Below are 16,966 nucleotides of genomic sequence, written 5' to 3' on the forward strand. Positions count from 1 at the left end.
GCGCCGCCCGGGGTCCCCGCAGGAACATCGAACGGCGCGTCTGATCGCGCGAGGTCTGTGACGGCTCTAGAAGGGCAGCTTGTAGAGCTCGACCGCGTTGCGTTCCAGAACCAGGCGGCGCGTCTCGTAGTCGTAACCGGCCAGCGAAGTCAGGATGTGATCCTGCACGCCGGGATACAGCGACGTCGGGTGCGGGAAGTCGGTCTCGAACATCACCTTGTTGATGCCGATGGTCTCCAGCAGCTTCTGCGGGCCGACCGTTTCGAACCAGTAGGTCACCCAGAAGTTGTCACGGAAATACTCATGCGGCCGCTTCTGCAGAACGTTGGACTTGTTGGGCATCATTTCCCGGAACTGGTGCTCATAGGCTTCCAGCGCGAAGGGCACCCAGCCCATGCCGCTTTCGATCAGGCCGATCTTCAGCTTGGGGTGCCGGTCCAGGCGACCGCTGACCATCCAGTTGCCCATGGTCGCGGCATTGCCGATCGAGAACATGGTCGCGACGACGGCCAGCGACTGCTCGAACTCGAAACCCTTCCAGACCAAGGTGTTGGGATCGATGGCGGCATTGAGGTGGAAGTTGATCGGCGCGCCGTAGTCCTCGCACATCTCAAGGAACGGGGTCCAATAGTCGTCCAGGAACGACGGCAGGCCCAGTCGCTCGGGGGTGTCGGGCAGCACGAAGCCCTTCAGGCCACCGTCCAGCACGCGGCGCGCTTCGGCTTCCATCTCCGCCTTGTCCCACAGCGGCAGGTGCGCCATGGTGAAGAGCCGCTGACTGGACTCTTCCTGCCGCTCCATGGCGGCGTCATTGTAGAGCTTGATGATGGTGACGGCGAGTTCGTTGTCGCCCAGCGACATCAGCGATCCGGCCTGGGTGACGCCCGAGTTCTGGAAGCAGATCTGGGCGTAGACGCCCATGTCATCCATGGCCTGCAGGCGGGACTTGGTCTCGTAGGCGCCGAGGTGACCTTCCTCGATCGTTTGGAAAGCCAGGCGGCCGAGGACCTTGTTGTTGTCGGCGCGGATCACATTGCCGCCCAGCGAGCCGAAGTTACGGTCGCCGACAAACCAGCGATCGACGCCGTCCACGCGGCGAACCTCGGGCACCTTGCCCTTGAACTTGCCCGGCGCGCGCGAGGTGAACAGGTCCGGCGCTTCGGTGATGTGGGTGTCGGTATCGACGATCTTGATGCCCGCGAGGGCGGGATCGAGGCCGCGCGACGCGGCGGCGTAGTCGACCTCACGGATGACGCCGCCAGCCTTGTAGCCCTCTTCGTTCCAATAGGTCCGAGCGGCGCTCGCGAGTTCTGGTTGCTTGTCTTGGCTCATGGGGTCCTCCATCACGGCCAAAATCCCCAAGTTGCGGCCTTGTTCAAGCGCGCGCGTGAAGATATCGCCAGCGCGCAAAGTGGGCGGATCCGGCGCCTGGATGGACGACAAGAGCGTTTGCTGGGGACACTAGTTTTCCATCGAACCTTGCTAGCGATCCATAGGAGCCATCATGACCGAGAGGCAGGCCAACGAGGCTCAAACGATCGCCGGCCGCGTTCTTGAATTCGCCGAAGAGGTCGAGGCCTCTGGCCAGTCCGTCGTCGGCGGCGACGCCCTGGAAGCCGCGCGGGCGGCCCTGCACAAGTGGGTGGACGAACTGACCGGTGTCGTCGTGATGCCCGCCTTCGGGCGTGTGACCGTGATCCATGGCAACGGGCGCGAATCGACCATTTCCTCGCCTGACCTGCCCTTCGCCATGAGCAAGCCGGTCGGCGAGAGCCCGGACGCCTGACCTAGCGCTTGCCGACCTTGCCGCGCTTCTTGGCCGACCGTTTGACGGCGATGTCGTCGGGCAGACCGTGGCGCGCCTCGATATCCTTTTGCAGCGCCTTGGCCGCCATCAGGTGGCCGGGGAACATCATGTCCACGACGGAGCCGGCGATGGGCACTACGTCGGTGGCGGTGTCCATGGCCACATAGGCCGCCATCCGCGCCAGGGTGAGGAAAGAGGCCCCACCTGACATGCCGTGGATCAACAGCAGACCACCGGCCCCCATGCTGTAGAGCGGGCCTACGATCGGCACCCACGACAGAACACCGTCGAGGCCGATGCCGAACGGCCCGACGCCAATCAGGCGGTCGGACAGTCCCTTGATCGTTTCGGCGGACTTCCAGGCGCGGTGCGCGCGGGCGCGAGGGCTATCGGCGTAAGAGACGGCTTCTATGGTCATGCTCTGATCAACGTCCTACCCGCATTATGGTTGTCGAAGTTCGTCAGCCGAGGAAAACGACGCGGCGCTTTTCCTTGCCGCTCTGGATACGGGCCAGCAGGTCGCGATATTCCGCCGTGCCCTGGACCTCCTTGCGGGTGCCCTCGAAATAGATGGTGTCGTCCATATGCTTGGTCAGCATGTCGGCCGACCACTTGTGGCCGGTAAACAGCATGTCGGCCACCTTGCCCGCCACCGGCAGGGCGCCGGCCACGGTGTCGATCAGGATGATGGCGAAGATCTGGATCACAATCATCGGCGCGGCGCGGGCCCGGACCGCGTCGATCATGATCAGGCCGCCTGCGCCCAGACTGTAGAGTTCCCCCGCGCCCGGTATCCAGGTCAACAGGCCGTCCAGCCCGATGCCCAGAGGCCCGATGCCGACGACATTGTCCGACAGCTTCTTCACCCGCTCGACGTTGCTTCGGATGTTGTGCAGGTCGAGATGTGATTTGGCGAAGATCACCAGAAAGCTCCGGGGGCGAAAACTGCGGCCAATCTGCCTTAACCATCGGCTCTCAGGAAGTGGGAGAACGCCAGATTCCCGTGTGACGGGAGAACGGCGCCAGAAAGTGTCCCTTTCTGGGGGAGCCCCTCGCGAACAGCGACGTTTACGCCTAAGTTAAGGACGTTGGCGCGTGTGTCGCACAGGGGTTCATCATGCTGATCTCGACCACGCCCTTCATCGAAGGCCGGCCGGTTCAGGACTACAAAGGCGCGATCTACGCCCAGTCGATCCTTGGCGCGAACGTGGTGCTGGACCTGATGGCGGCGATCCGCGACTTCGTGGGCGGCCACTCCAAGTCCTACGAGCGGGTTCTGGCCCGGGCGCGCGAAGACGCGATGAAGAACCTGGTCAAGGAAGCCGAGAAGCTGGGCGCCAATGCGATCCTGGCCGTGGACCTGGACTACAATACCGTCGGGCCCAACGGGTCGATGATGATGGTCTCGGTGTCCGGGACGGCCGTCGTTCTCTAGAGCATTTTCCGATAAGTGTGAAACGGTTATCGGATCGAAAAATGCTCTAAACTTCTGATTTAGAGCCCTTTTCGCCCGACACTGATGAAGCCATCAGGTCGGAAAGGGCTCTAGGAGCGTGGCAGCCGAAAGTGGATGCCGGTTTCGGCGCCCGCCACGCGCCAATAATCAAGCATAGCCCAACAGCGCCCGCAGTCCGGGCGCGTGGAAGTCCACCACGCGCTTGTGGGTCTCCGACAGCACCTTGGGTATCTCGGCGGTGAGATTGAGATTCTCGCTGGCCGTGCGGCTCTCGCGGCGGTCGGCGCCGGCCTCGACGCGGTCGCGCCAGTCGGCGGGCAAGTCAAGGCCGCAATCGGCCAGCAGCCTGGCGAAGAACGCCTCGGTCCGCCTTGAGCCCAGGTCGCCCAGGCTTTCGACGATGTCCTCGTAGCGCACCATCACGGCGCTGGAACCCATCCAGGCCACGGCGTTCATGCTGAAGATATCGCGCAGGTCCGGCACGCGACCGTGGGCGCCCATGACCATCATCATGATCACGTCCTCGGGCAAGGCTGCCCCGCCCTTGATGTGGTTCAGATTGCCCTGGAATTCGTCCGACAGATAGAAGCGCGCCCGCGCCAGAACCCAGTCATAGGGATCGCGCACCAGAACGATGTGGCGGACGTCGCGCAGGGCGATGGCCGACTCGTCGGAGAACAGCATGTGCCCCCAGCTGATCATCGGCTTGGCCGTCGAGAACGCGTCCGGCCCGTACTGCCGCAGGATGGCGTGCTGGATATATTCGCGCCGCCAGTGCTGCTCGGGCGCGACGAACATCCGCAGGATGTTGCGGATCAGGTGCGTGCCGGCCTTGGGCACGCTGTTGAGATAGACAGGCGTCGCCAGCGTCGCGCGCTCGAAGCGCAGGCCGATCTCGTCCAGATTGTCGGGCTTGCCCCGGATGATGGCGTTCACGCGAGCAGGTTCCCCAAAGAAAAAAGCGGCGGATTGCTCCGCCGCCCGAGATTGTAGCCTGCCCCGAGGGACCGCGAAACGCCTTGCCGGCGCCCGCGCCCTCGAGCTTTCCGCCGCTGGAAGCGGCGAAAACGGATTAGAACTTCGCCGTGATGTTCACGAAGGCTCGGCGACCGATGTAGTCGTATTGCGACGCCAACACCGAAGAGCCGACCATGCTGTAGTTGCCGGCGCTCTGCGAGACTGCAGGAGGAGCCTCGTCGAACACGTTGGCCACGCCCACCAGCAGCGTCATCTCGTCGAACTTCTTCTGCAGCGACAGGTTGTGATAGGCCGTGAACTCGGTGTGGACCTTCAGCTTCACGGCGCCCGATTGGGCTGTGTCGGCATAGTCCTCGGCGTCGGAGGCCTTGCCGACCATGTCGATGCCCCAGAACGCGGTGATGTCGCCGCGCTCCAGACGGAAGTTCAGCTGGCCGGTCCAGTCCGGATCCCCGACGAAGCCGTTGCTGTCGATCACATTGTCAGCGGACAGGGCGGTGGTGTCCTTCAACTGCCAGGTCGACTGCATGTCCACCGTCAGCTTGGTGTCCCAAGGCAGATCGGTCCCGTAGCGGACCGTCAGGTCGATGCCGCGGTTGGTCTGGTCGGCGATGTTCAGATAGTTGTCGGTGATCGTGACAATGTTGAACGTCGTCGGGTGGCGGGTGAACAGGCCGCACAGAGGATCGGTCGGGAAGCTCAGCGAACGATAGCAGCCGTCGACGATGTTAGCCGAACCCAGCTGAGTGATCTCGTTCTTGACGGTGATGTCGAAGTAATCGAGCGCCACGTTCAAATTGGCGAAGCCGGGGGTCCAGATCACGCCATAGGTCTTGGCGTCCGAAGTTTCTGCAACCAGGGCACCGGCGCCGCCCGAAGAACTGGCCGTCGCGCTGACGCCCGCGCCCGAATAGGCGCCGGGAATACCCGCAGACTTGCAGTTGTCGGCCACGCGTTGCGAGATGTTGCCCTGGGCCAGGTTCTGCGTCCAACGGATGCAAGGGTCGACGCTGCGCTGCGACGGGAAGCTGGTTTCGGCGTTCTTGTACAGCTCGAACAACGCCGGGGCGCGGAACGAGGTGCCCTTGGTTGCGCGCAGACGGAGCGACGACATGAGCTGCCAGTTCAGGCCGATCTTGTAAGTGCTGTCGCTGCCGTAGCTGTCGACATCGGTGTAGCGACCAGACAGGGACAGATCGACACTCTGTGCGAACGGCAGGTCTTTGAGCAGTGGAACGCTCAGTTCGCCGAACACTTCCTTGGTCTTGTCCTTGCCGGCGGTGATGCCAGCGCTCGACGAGTTCCAGATATTGCCAGCCAGGGTGATGTCGCCTGGGGTGTCGTTGATCGACTCGCGGCGGTAGTGGAAGCCAACTGCGGCGCCGATCGGACCGGCGGGCAGGCTGAACAGGTTGCCCGAGGCGGAACCTTCGACGACGAACTGCTTGTAGATCGTCTTGCCGGTCTCGGAGTCGAACAGGAAGGCCTGCTCTTCCGGCGTGTACTTGCCGGCCAGGAAGTCGGGCGTGACCCAGCTGACATCGACGCATTTGCGCTTGCTGATCGGCGTGATGGTTCCGGCGCACGAACCGGTGCGGAACGCGCTGGACCGCAGGGCATCGTCCAGAATGACGTCCTGCGAGTACAGACCCTTGGAGTGGCTGTGCTGGGCGAAGATGTCCCAGTCCCAGCCCTTCAGGAAATCGACGCCGCCGAAGTCGCCGCGGAGGCCTCCGAGATAGCGCTGATAGTCGACCTTCTGGCCGGCGCGGTTGAAGTTGGTGACCGGCGTCGGGGACAGGATGAAGTCGCCCGTGAAGCCGGCCGAGAAGGGGTCGTAGTCACCAGTATAGAAGTAGCTCCAGAACTGACGGTAGCCATTGGTCTTGCTGGAGCGGCGGTTGAGCAGGACCTCGCCATAGGCCTCGACGCTGTCGGTGATGTCATAGGCGCCCGTCAGATAGACGGTGTGGCGTTCGGTGCGCGGGGTCAGCGAGGACGCCAGGTTGAACGGGCTGTTGTAGTCCAGCACGGCTAGGTCAGTGTCGCCCGCGACGCCGTACCCGACGGTGAAGAAGCCGGGCGGAAAGCCCGGATAGGCAGCGGCCTGACCGGGGGGCACGGGCGGGATGAATTGGCCGAGGTTGTTGCCGTAGTCGTACTGCAGCTTGCCGTCGAGCGGGCTGAAGTTGAAATCGTAGAGCCAGATTTGATCGTACAGCAGGTCGCGGCACTGGGTCTTGCCGGTGCGCGGATCGACGGCGTCGGTGCGCTTGCCCTGGGCGTTGGTCGTATAGGGTTGGCCGCAGTTGGTGTACTTGCGGTCGCCGATGCGCTGCTCGGCGGTCTTGGAGTATTCGTACGAGGCGCTGAAGAAGCCCTTCGAGAAGGTCTTACCCCAGGCCAGGCTGCCCCGATATTCCTCGCCGCCGTGCCTCTGCGGCTGGCTGACAAACGCGTCGATCTCGAACCCGTCGGTGTCGCGCTTGGTGATGATGTTGACGACACCAGCCACCGCGTCAGACCCGTAGATCGAGGACGCGCCGTCCTTCAGGATATCGATCCGATCGATGGCCGACGACGGAATGGTGTTGAGGTCGACGGCGGACACGCCTCCCCGGACGCCCGAGGGGCCAAGGCGCCGGCCGTTGATCAGCACCAGGGTGCGGTTGGCGCCCAGGCCGCGCAGGGAGATGGTTTCCGAACCGGGCCCCCCATCGGTGACGAAGGCGCTGGAGATCGCCGAGGTGATCTGCGGCGAACCCGAGGCCACCGTCGATGTGCGCAGCAGCGCGCCCGTGTTGGCGATGCCCTTGAGCTTGCCCTGTTCGGCGTTGATCACCTGGATCGGGTCGGGGCTGTTGAACTCGCTGCGCTTGATGCGCGATCCGGTGACCACCAGGGCTTCGACCTCGGTCTCCTCGGGAGCGCTTTGGTCGGTGGTGGCGAGGGGCGCTGCGGCTTGGGCCAGGGCGAGGGCCGGCGACATCACGCCGACCGCCAGCCCGGCAATGATCGTGGAGGCTAGAAGATGCTTGCGATGATTGGACATGATGGAAACGCCTCCGTGATTTCGCATAACGCGGTAACTTCAACTGCTTCCCCGCCGCAGGAGCGCGAGGTTTCACCGCCACGCGAGCAGAGCGCGCTATGCCCATTGGCCGCAACTTCCGCGTCGCAATACGGACGTAATTCCGACACGGTGTGGCATTCCCCACGCACTTGACCCGTCCTGAGAGCCGGAAAGCCGCACATTGTGACGGCTTGGCCGGCGCGCTTTAATCGCTATGGTGGAATACAGGTCGAAGGGCGCGCTTTGGTGGCGACTCGCCTTTTTGAGCTCTGGAGTCGCCCGTGAGATTCGATCCGCGCCCGCTTGTCGCGACCGCCGTCATGCTGCTGGGTCTGGCCTCGTCGGCGCTCCACGCCGCGCCCTTGCCCGCCAAGGTCTTCTCCGACCCGCCGGCCGTCAGCAACGTGCAGATCTCGCGCGACGGCAAGCATATCGTCGCCCTGACCTCGCCCGCTGGCCAGAGCCCGACGATCTCGGTCTGGGCGACCAATGCCCTGGACAAGCCTCTGGCGGTGATCGCGGCCAACAAGGTCCGCATCCTCGGGGTGAGCTTCCTGAAGAACGACCGCCTGCTGGTGCAGACCATCCAGACCTTCACGGACGGTGACCGCAAGGGTCACCTGACCCGGCAGTACGTGTCGGACCTGCAAGGAAAATCCTGGACGACCCTGCTGCCCGACACCCGGGCCAAGTCCGAGTTCGAGGCCTATTGGGCCAAGTTCGACGATGCGCAGGTGATCGACTTGCTGCCCGCCGATCCTCGCCACGTGGTGGTGGAGGACGGGCGGATCGACACGCGCGGAGACATTCTCAAGGTCGACATCTATTCCGGCGTCACCGAGCGCCTGATGCGCAGCTCGGAGCGATTCGGCGGCTTCCAGCTGGACCTCAAGGGCGAGATCCGCGCGCGCCGGGAACTGAACTACGACAAGGGCGCGGTGTATTTCGCCCAGTGGATCCGCGATCCAGCGAGCGGCGAATGGGCAGAGCACTTCCGCTGGTACGCCAAGGATCGCGAGCCTGTTGAGATCCTCGGTTTCACCAACGATCCCAACATCATCTACGTCGCGTCGGGCAAGGGTCGGGACAAGGCCGGAGTCTATGTCTACGACATCAAGGCCCGCCAGATCGTCGAGCCCTTGCTGGAGCACAAGCTGTTCGACGTGGGCGGCGTCGTCACCTCCAGCGCCGCCGCCGACTATGGCCGCGTACTGGGCTTTTCCTATGCCGGGCCAACGCGCAGCATCTACTGGACGGACGAGACCTTCTCGGCGCTCAACAAGAGCCTGCGGGCGGCGCTGGGCGTGAAGACCATCGCGATGAACTGGGTCGATCCGGCGAACGGTGCGGCGACGCGTCTGCCGGTGGTCGACGGAGCGGACGCGACGATCACCGACTGGTCGGAAGACCTGAAGCATTTCATCGTCGAGAAGTCGGGACCGGGCAATCCCGGCGAATACTACCTGCTCGACGCGTCAGGCTCGCTGACACTGTTGGGCAAGGTGAGGCCGGATCTGGACCTGGCCTCGCTGGGGTCCACGCGGCTGGTTCAGTACCCGGCGCGCGATGGTCTGATGATCCCGGCCTTCCTGACCACGCCCCCGGCCGAGACCTTCGGTCCTGGTCCCTATCCCACCCTGATCGAGCCGCACGGCGGTCCCTGGGCTCGCGACAACCTGGACTGGGATTTCGCCGGCTGGGTCCAGTATTTCGCCAGCCGCGGCTATGCCGTGTTGCAGCCGCAGTTCCGGGGGTCCGAAGGCTGGGGCCAGAAGCTCTGGCGCGCCGGCGACGGCGAGTGGGGCCAGAAGATGCAGGACGACAAGGACGACGGCGCCAAGTGGCTGATCGACCGGAAGATCGCTGCGCCCGATCGCATCGCCATGTTCGGCTATTCCTATGGCGGCTATTCGGCCCTGGCCGCCGCGATCCGGCCCAATGGCCTATATCAGTGCGCGATTTCCGGCGCGGGAGCCGGCGATCTGGCCAGCCTGAAGCGCGCGACCTTCGACAACCGCTTCCTGCGCGAGTTCCAGAACTCCACGATCCGGGGCCTGGACGCCCTCGATCACGCGAAGGAAGCCCAGATCCCGCTGTTCATCTACCACGGCGACCGCGACACGAACGTCGACGTCAAGCAGTCGCGCAAGTTCGTCGATGCGCTGAAAGCGGCGGGCAAGCCACACCGCTATCTCGAGATAAAGGGCATGGGCCACGGCTTTGTCACCATGGAGCCGGCCATGATCGAGACCCAGTTGGTCGAGATCGAGAAGTACCTGAACACCGAGTGCGGCCCCGGAGGCATCGGCGCGAGCCGGTGACCCGCGGGGTCTGGGTCAGGCGTCGGCGATCGCGAAGCGCTTGGCCTGAGCGATCCAGGCGTCGCGGTCGGCCCGGCCCTTGAGATTGAGCAACTGGTCGATGGACTTGAGGTCGTCGGCGCTCCAGGCGGCGATCTGGCTGAAGCTGGTGACGCCCAGTTCGCCCAGCGACTCGGCCAGCTTGGGGCCGATACCAACCAGACGGGTCAGATCGTCGGCCAGTATCCTCGCGGCCTCGACCTGGGCCTCGACAGCTTCGACGACGGGCGCCGTGGCGGCTTCGGCGACAGTCTCGATAGTCTCCACAGTCTCGACAACTGCGGGCTCTAGCTCGGTCACGGCCTCGACCGTTTCGACCGTTTCGACCATGGAATCGTTGGCGACTGCGACGGTCTCGACAGCGGTCTCGACAGCCGCTTCGGCGACGATCCTGGCGGGCTCGACCACCGCCTCGACGGTGGCTTCCACCGTTTCGACCGCCTGAGCCGCCACGGTTTCAAGAGCCGGCATCGGCGTCGCCACAGCTGAGGGCGCCAGGGCGATCATGGATTCAAGATTGACGGCTTCGCGCCAGCGCGACGCCCACCACCACCACGCGGCGCCAGCTGCGGCCGCACCGCCGAACATCAGCCACAGCGGCGAGGCGGCGCCCATCATCAGATGCGGCCCCGCTTCGGGATCGACCGGCTGGGTCTTGAACTCGGGGAAGAAGGACAGGGTAGAAACCATGGCGAGCGCTCCGGCAAACCGCGATTTGTGCATCGCAGCATAACACAGATTTTTCGCTCGCAAGTGCGAAAATGCTGCCCTTGGGTCAACTGAGTCCGGCGGCCTTCAAAGCCAGTCCCGTCGCCATCATCACCGCCACCAAGGCCAGCACCGGCATGCGCAAGGCGAAGGTCAGGCCCAAGGCCAGGATCGTCATGCCCAGAGCGACGATGTCGAGGCTGGCGGGATCGGGGATCGTGATCTTCACCGGCCCCCAGGCCAGAGCATCGCCGGTGCGAAACAGCAGATGGGTGGCAAACCACGTCGCCAGTTGCGCGATGACGCCTACGGCAGCCGCCGAAACCATAGACAGGGCGCGCGCTGGCCGAGGACGACTCCGCAGGCGCTCGACGAACGGTCCGCCGGCGAAGATCCACAGGAACGACGGCGCGAAGGTCGCCCACGCCGCCATCACGCCGCCGGCCAGACCGGCGAACCAGGCCCACTCCGGCGAGGCGGCCTGATAGGCCCCGACGAACCCGACGAAGACGAAGACCAGCACCAAGGGTCCCGGCGTCGTCTCGGCCAGGCCCAGACCGTCCAGCATCTGCGTCGGGGTCAGCCAGCCAAGCGCCGAGGCCGCCTGCCCCAGATAGGCCAGGGCCGCATAGGCGCCGCCAAAGCTGACCGCCGCCAGGCCGCTGAAGATTGCGCCCATTCGCGCCACGACGGAGTCCGGCGCTATGGCAAGGGCGGCCGCGACAGGGACCAGCCAGACGCTGAGCCAGATCAGAACAGTCCGCAGCGTTCCGCGACGCTCGACCGCCGCTTCCGGCGCGACCTCTGCAACAGCGCCGCCGCCCAGCCACCAGCCGATGGCGCCAGCCGCCAGGATCAGCAGCGGGAACGGCAGGCTGGTAAAACTCATCAGGGCGAAGGCGGCGACGGCGACAGCCACCCCGGCCCGGTCGCGGATCGTCCTACCGCCGATACGCAGCAGCGCCTGGGCCACCAGAGCCACCACCGCCGCCTTCAGGCCCAGCAGCACGGGCCCGGCCCATTCGGATCGTCCGTACACGACATAGAGCGCCGACAGGGCCAGCATGATCGCGAGGCCCGGCAAGACGAACAGCAGCCCCGCCGCCACGCCGCCCCGCACGCCATGCAGTCGCCAGCCCAGCCAGACCGCCAGCTGCTGGGCTTCGGGCCCCGGCAGCAGCATGCAGAAGCTCAGGGCGTGGGCGAAGCGAGCCTCATCGACCCAGCCTTTTTCCTCGACGACGGTCTTGTGCAGAAGGGCGATCTGGCCGGCCGGCCCGCCAAAGCCCAGGCAGCCGATCTTCAGCCAGACCAGCAGAGCCTCGCCAAAGCTGGGCGCGACCTTGGTCACCCGGCCGTGCGCCAGACCCTGGCCGCGCCGCCCGCCTGACCCAGATTGCCGACGATCCACTCGGTGGCCGTCCGCACGGCGGGCTCGAGCTCGGGCGGGGTCCCGACCAGGACCATGGCGCTGCCATTCATCTTCATCGGATCCAGCAAGGGGCGAAGCCTGACCTCGGCAACTAACGCGTCGTTCGTGACGGTTTCCAGTCCGCGGACGAAGGCGTCGAAGGTCTCTAGGTCCTTCAGCGGGGTCCAGATCGCCAGCACGGCGGCCGGATCGCGTTGCAGCACCTGACGAGTGACCTCGACGATGCGGGCATAGTCGTCCGGGCGCTCGAACGGCGGATCGATCAGGATGAAAGCCCGCCCTCCCCGGCCCGCCTTGACGGCGGCGGTCTCGTAGCCGTCGACCTTGGACGCCTGGGCGAAGGCATAGGGCGCCAGCGAGCGACGCAGCAGCTCGAAGTCGTCGTCGCGCAGCTCGCAGGCGGTGTAGCGATCCTCGCGGCGCAGCGCCCCGGCGATCAGCAGGGGAGAACCCGGATAGAGCGGCCCGTCCTTGCCGCCGTTCATGGCGCGCACGGCGGCCACCAGCGGCGCGAACACGGCGGGCGCCTCGACCTCCTGCAGTAGGCGGAAGATCCCGGCCTCGGCCTCGCCCGACCGCCGCGCCATTTCGCCGCTCAGATCATAGCCGCCGGCCCCTGCGTGGGTGTCGATCACCGAGAGGCTGGGCGTGCTGGCCTTCAGAACCTCCAGCACGGCCAGCAGGATGGCGTGCTTCTGCAGATCGGCGAAGTTTCCGGCGTGATAGGCGTGGCGGTAGTTCATGTCTGAGGCAGGCTCCCGGAAGCGGCGCCCGCTGTATCATGCACGGCCATGGCCCGTCGCAGTTCGTCGATCATGATCTGGCGCAGGCCGGGTGGCGAGACGATCTGGACCCCGTCCCCCCAGGTGAACAGGTGCCAGGCCAGTTCCAGCATGCCGGCTGCGCGAAAGGCCACGGTCACCGAGCCATCCGGCTCGGGCCGCACGGTCTGGGTGGAATGAAAACGCCAGCGCATCGCATCCTCGGCCCGGTCGGGGTGGATGCGCAGGACCACGTCCTCGACCGCGCCGTGATAGATGCCAAAGCTTTCGTCGGCGAAGGCCTGTAGCGAGAAGTCCTCCGGCGGCGGGGCCGGCCGGTTCAGCACCTTCAGGTCCTTCATCTTGTCCAGGCGCCAGGAGCGCGGACGCGGGTCGTCGCCCTCCAGCGCCACCAGATAGTTGCTGCGGGCGAACAGTATGCCCAGCGGCGTAACCTCTCGCGTCCGCCCCGGCGTGCTGCCGCCGTCATAGCGGAACGCCAGAGCGCTCAGCCCCTTGATCGCCGTGCGGATGGCCGCGAGTGCGGTCTCGTCCTCATAGGGTCGGGGGCCGGCATGAACGGCGATGGTCTCGGCCTGGACCAGGGCTTCCACGTCGGGCGCCACCTTGCGCCGCGCCGCGCCGCGCAGGGCCGACAGCAGCTTGCGCTCCAGGGCGAACAGCGAAGCGGCGCGTCCATCGGCGCCGGACGCCCTGTAGGCATCGGCCGCCGTCCGCAGCGCCGCGAGTTCCTCGGCGGTCGGCGTCTGGAACAGGCCGTCGAGGCCTGCGGGAATGCGAAAACGCCGGGTCGGCGGGTCGTCGACCACCTCCATCTGCGGGAAGGCCGCCCAGACCGCATCGCGCATGCGCTCGGCCGTGCGCCGCCCCACATCCAGGGTGCGGGCCATCTCGTCCAGGGTCATGCCTTCGCCAGATCCCGCCAACATGCGGGCCAGGTCGAGGAGCCGTGCAGCTTTTTCGTGCCTCATACGTTCTCCATACGACCGAATCTGGCGTACGGCACGTGCAAACAGAAGGGGTCCGAACGAAGGAGGATTTTCATGTCTCGCTTTGCTTGCCCTGCCTGGGCCATCGCCCCCGTCAATGCGCCGATGATCTCGGCCGTGCTGGCCTTCGCGGACATCCATCGCGACCTTGGCGCCGGACGCACCCTGATGCGGATCAGCCATGAACGCGCCGCCCGAGCCGACGTCATCCTGTTGCTCGGCCGCGACGCCGAGAGGGTCGTGGATCTGGGGCTGGTGTGGAACGACCGCGAGGATCAGATCATCCGGATCATCGACGACGCCGAGCTTCGCGACTCGCGCCTGGCGGCCTGGGAAGACGCCTATGATCTGTTCGAGTCCGAGGTCCGCGAACCGCTCGACCAACGGCTGGTAGCCTGACCTTACAGGCACATCGCCCGTGATTTGAGCAATCCAAGAGCAATGTTCTGCCTAAAAATGCGGTCCTGACGCCACCCAAAGGGGCGCCGGGGCCGCAGCGCGTTTTTGTGACACCACGACCATTGCCGAAGCCACCACCTTCAATCCAGGCTGAATTGGTCGGCAACGTCCGAGTGAAAAGTCGCGTCAGTACCAAAAACAATAAAAGGTCGGGAGATGAACGCCATGGAGGAGGAATCAATCTTGCGTTGATAAATGAAATGAGGGGGCTCTCTATGAATCGGCACTTTAAAACGACTCTGCTCGCAGGTATTTCTGCGATGTCCGTTACTCTTGGATACTCTGCATCTGCGTATGCCGCAGATCCGGCCGTCGACCCGGCGGTTGAAACCACTTCTGAACTTGAGACCCTGATCGTCACGGCGCGCGGCAAGCCCCGCACCGTTCTGGACAGCGCAGTTCCGGTGGACTCTTTCAGCGAGGCTGATCTGAAGTCTGCGGCCTTCACTGACACCAACGACATTCTGAAGACGCTGGTCCCGTCCTACACCCTGGCCCGCGAGCCCATCTCGGACGGCGCGACCTTCATCCGCCCCGCCAGCCTGCGCGGCCTGCCCACCGACAAGACCCTGTTCATGGTCAATTCCAAGCGTCGCCACCGCTCGGCGCTGGTGGGCATTGGCGGATCGGGCTCCCAGGCCCCCGACGCGGCGACCATCCCCGCCTCGGCTCTGAAAAACGTGGTCGTCACCCGTGACGGCGCCGGCGCGCAGTACGGCTCGGACGCCATTGCCGGCGTCATCGATTTCCAGCTCAAGGACAGCCCCAGCGGCGGTTCGCTGACCGCGCAATACGGCCAGTTCTTCCTCGGCGACGGCGAAGACGTGCTGGTCACCGGCAACCTCGGCCTTCCGCTCGGCGACAGCGGCTTCGTCAACGGCACGTTCGAATATACCAGCCAGAACCAGGTCCACCGCGGCAAGCAGTACTGCAATGTCGGCATCCCGAACCAGTCGGCGGGCTTCTGCGTCACCAGCTACGCCGCCGCCAACCCTTCGTATGGCGCCCTGATCACCGACTATGTGCAGAAGTGGGGTCAGCCAGACTCTGAAGCCCTGCGCGGCGTAATCAACGCCGGCTATGACATCTCAGACACCATGTCGCTCTACGCCTTCGGCAACTATTCCAAGAGCAGCGCGGTCGAGTATTTCAACTATCGTCCGCCAGCCGCCCCCAACTTCAACGCAACGCAGATCCGCCAGGCCGATGGCTCGCTCTTCCAGTTCAGCTCGATCTTCCCCGCCGGCTTCACCCCGATGTTCGGCGGCGACGTCACCGACTACAGCCTAACCGGCGGCCTGAAGGGCAAGCTCGGCGACGGCCTGCAATATGATTTCAGCGGCCGCTATGGCAACGACAAGCTGGCCTATACCCTGTGGGACACCGTGAACCCGTCCATGGGCCCGGCCTCGCCCAAGTCCTTCTATGTCGGCTCGCTGATCTCGACGGAAAGCGCCGCCAACGCCGACTTCGCCTATGACTGGGGCGTCGGTGGTCTCCACACCCCGATCACGCTGAACTTCGGCGCCGAATACCGCAAGGAAGGCTACGAGATCGAGGCGGGCGACGTAGCCTCCTACGTGGCCGGCGCCTGGGCCACGCCCGACCCGTTCGGCTTCTGCAACGCCACGACCCACACGCCGACGGCCGCCGCCACTCCGACGGTTCTGGCCAATGGCTTGAACTGCGCCAACTACACCTCGGCCGTTATTGCGGCGGGCCTCCCCAACGCCGGTCAACCTGTCGACGGCTTCGCCGGGCAAGATCCGGTCTACGCCGCCCTGGCCGTCGGCTCGAACGGCGCCCCAGGCTCGCCCCCGTCCTATTCGGGCAAGCTGACCCGCAACTCCTATGCCGGCTATCTGGAAGGCTCGGCCAACATCACCGAAGCCTGGTTCTTCGATGTCGCCGTGCGCGGCGAGAAGTTCTCGGACTTTGGCAGCACCTGGAACGGCAAGGTCGCCACCCAGTACCAGATCACCGACAGCTTCGGCATTCGGGGTTCCGTCGGCTCCGGCTTCCGGGCTCCTACGCCAGGCCAGCTGTTCACGACCAACGTCTCCACGCGCGTCGAGAACGGCGCGATCATCGCCTCGGGCCTGTTCCCGGCCACCAACCCGGTGGCCCAGTTCATGGGCGCCAAGGAGCTGAAGCCCGAAAAGTCGCTGAACATCGCCGCCGGCTTCACCGCCTCGCTGTTCGACGGCCTGAGCCTGACGGTCGACGCCTACAGCATCAAGATCGAGGACCAGTTCTACGCCACCTCGGCCATCGCGGTGAATGCCACCATCCGCGCCGGCCTGATCGCCGCCAAGGTGCCCGGGGCCGACACCATCGGTCAGGTGCAGTTCTTCCAAAACGCCTTCGACTCCACCACGACCGGCCTCGACGTCGTCGCCACCTACAAGGTCAATTGGGAGAACGGTCAGAGCACCAGCTTCACCGCCAGCGGCAATGTGAACAAGTTCAAGATCGACAAGGTCAACACGCCTGCGGCCACGGCGGCCGTCAAATACACCTTCTTCGACGCCGAAGGGGTCTTCGACTTCGAAAACGCCCAGCCGCGCTGGCGCTCGGTGTTCTCGGCCAGCCACGAGATCGGCAAGTTCAAGGCCGTGGCCCGCGCCACCGTCTGGGGCCCCTACAAGAACATGTTCAGCGTCGCCAACCAGGTCACCCAGAAGTGGGATCCGGAAGTCTTCGTCGACACCGAGTTCAGCTACAAGGCGACCGACACCTACACGGTCTCGGTCGGCGCCCGGAACCTGTTCTCCAACTATCCCGATCCCGACAAGACCGGCGAGTCGGCCACCAACGGCCGCATCTATCGCTCGGATTCGGTCGTCGATTGGCAAGGCGGGTTCTGGTACATGAAAGCCACCGCGACCTTCTAGAACCGCGAACCAGACAAGACGGAAGGGC

At 65.0% G+C, this 16,966-nt stretch carries 14 protein-coding genes; 5 read left to right on the forward strand and 9 right to left on the reverse strand.

Features of this window, described 5'->3' with window-relative positions; genetic code table 11:
* Positions 1-66: 66 nt before the first annotated feature.
* Positions 67-1,332: an amidohydrolase family protein gene (locus tag ACP69S_RS01130; RefSeq protein ID WP_425994032.1), complete on the reverse strand. Its 1,266-nt coding sequence runs from the start codon at positions 1,330-1,332 to the stop codon at positions 67-69.
* Between the two features lie 172 nt (positions 1,333-1,504).
* On the opposite strand from ACP69S_RS01130, the gene ACP69S_RS01135 reads away from it, so the two are divergent.
* Positions 1,505-1,786 carry a hypothetical protein gene (locus tag ACP69S_RS01135; RefSeq protein ID WP_425994034.1) on the forward strand — a complete coding sequence of 94 codons (282 nt, stop codon included), beginning with the start codon at positions 1,505-1,507 and terminating at the stop codon, positions 1,784-1,786.
* A 1-nt stretch (position 1,787) separates the two neighbouring features.
* Here the strand turns inward: ACP69S_RS01135 and ACP69S_RS01140 are convergent, their stop codons facing one another.
* Together ACP69S_RS01140 and ACP69S_RS01145 are read right to left on the reverse strand one after the other, a co-directional pair.
* Positions 1,788-2,225: a DUF4112 domain-containing protein gene (locus ACP69S_RS01140; RefSeq protein ID WP_425994036.1), complete on the reverse strand. Its 438-nt coding sequence runs from the start codon at positions 2,223-2,225 to the stop codon at positions 1,788-1,790.
* Between the two features lie 43 nt (positions 2,226-2,268).
* Positions 2,269-2,733, reverse strand: a complete 465-nt coding sequence (locus tag ACP69S_RS01145; protein WP_425994300.1) for a DUF4112 domain-containing protein — start codon at positions 2,731-2,733, stop codon at positions 2,269-2,271.
* A gap of 191 nt (positions 2,734-2,924) precedes the next feature.
* Between ACP69S_RS01145 and ACP69S_RS01150 the strand changes: the two genes are divergently transcribed.
* Positions 2,925-3,242 carry a heavy metal-binding domain-containing protein gene (locus ACP69S_RS01150; RefSeq protein ID WP_425994038.1) on the forward strand — a complete coding sequence of 106 codons (318 nt, stop codon included), beginning with the start codon at positions 2,925-2,927 and terminating at the stop codon, positions 3,240-3,242.
* 168 nt (positions 3,243-3,410) lie between these two features.
* On the opposite strand, the gene ACP69S_RS01155 is transcribed toward ACP69S_RS01150, so the two are convergent.
* Positions 3,411-4,199: a hypothetical protein gene (locus ACP69S_RS01155; protein WP_425994039.1), complete on the reverse strand. Its 789-nt coding sequence runs from the start codon at positions 4,197-4,199 to the stop codon at positions 3,411-3,413.
* 136 nt (positions 4,200-4,335) lie between these two features.
* A complete protein-coding gene (locus ACP69S_RS01160) occupies positions 4,336-7,293 on the reverse strand; it encodes a TonB-dependent receptor plug domain-containing protein (RefSeq protein WP_425994041.1) in 2,958 nt (985 codons plus the stop codon).
* Positions 7,294-7,595: 302 nt separating this feature from the next.
* Between ACP69S_RS01160 and ACP69S_RS01165 the strand changes: the two genes are divergently transcribed.
* The gene (locus tag ACP69S_RS01165; RefSeq protein WP_425994043.1) at positions 7,596-9,635 is read left to right on the forward strand and encodes an alpha/beta hydrolase family protein; all 2,040 of its coding nucleotides are present in this window, start codon (positions 7,596-7,598) and stop codon (positions 9,633-9,635) included.
* Between the two features lie 15 nt (positions 9,636-9,650).
* Here ACP69S_RS01165 and phaH read toward each other — a convergent pair whose 3' ends face one another.
* The 4 genes from phaH to ACP69S_RS01185 form a co-directional block, all read right to left on the reverse strand.
* A complete protein-coding gene (gene phaH, locus ACP69S_RS01170) occupies positions 9,651-10,364 on the reverse strand; it encodes a phasin PhaH (RefSeq protein WP_425994045.1) in 714 nt (237 codons plus the stop codon).
* A gap of 85 nt (positions 10,365-10,449) precedes the next feature.
* Positions 10,450-11,733: a chromate efflux transporter gene (chrA, locus tag ACP69S_RS01175; RefSeq protein ID WP_425994047.1), complete on the reverse strand. Its 1,284-nt coding sequence runs from the start codon at positions 11,731-11,733 to the stop codon at positions 10,450-10,452.
* A complete protein-coding gene (gene rlmJ, locus ACP69S_RS01180) occupies positions 11,730-12,557 on the reverse strand; it encodes a 23S rRNA (adenine(2030)-N(6))-methyltransferase RlmJ (RefSeq protein ID WP_425994049.1) in 828 nt (275 codons plus the stop codon). The genes chrA and rlmJ overlap by 4 nt, the downstream gene beginning before the upstream one ends.
* Positions 12,554-13,567, reverse strand: coding sequence for a helix-turn-helix transcriptional regulator (locus ACP69S_RS01185; RefSeq protein ID WP_425994051.1), 1,014 nt, complete (start codon positions 13,565-13,567; stop codon positions 12,554-12,556). The genes rlmJ and ACP69S_RS01185 overlap by 4 nt, the downstream gene beginning before the upstream one ends.
* A 72-nt stretch (positions 13,568-13,639) precedes the next feature.
* Here ACP69S_RS01185 and ACP69S_RS01190 point away from each other — a divergent pair, with 72 nt between their 5' ends.
* Positions 13,640-13,984, forward strand: a complete 345-nt coding sequence (locus ACP69S_RS01190; RefSeq protein ID WP_425994052.1) for a hypothetical protein — start codon at positions 13,640-13,642, stop codon at positions 13,982-13,984.
* Between the two features lie 260 nt (positions 13,985-14,244).
* Positions 14,245-16,938 carry a TonB-dependent receptor plug domain-containing protein gene (locus ACP69S_RS01195; protein WP_425994054.1) on the forward strand — a complete coding sequence of 898 codons (2,694 nt, stop codon included), beginning with the start codon at positions 14,245-14,247 and terminating at the stop codon, positions 16,936-16,938.
* Positions 16,939-16,966: the final 28 nt, after the last annotated feature.

Source organism: Caulobacter sp. DWR1-3-2b1, assembly GCF_049895765.1.
GTDB lineage: Bacteria > Pseudomonadota > Alphaproteobacteria > Caulobacterales > Caulobacteraceae > Caulobacter.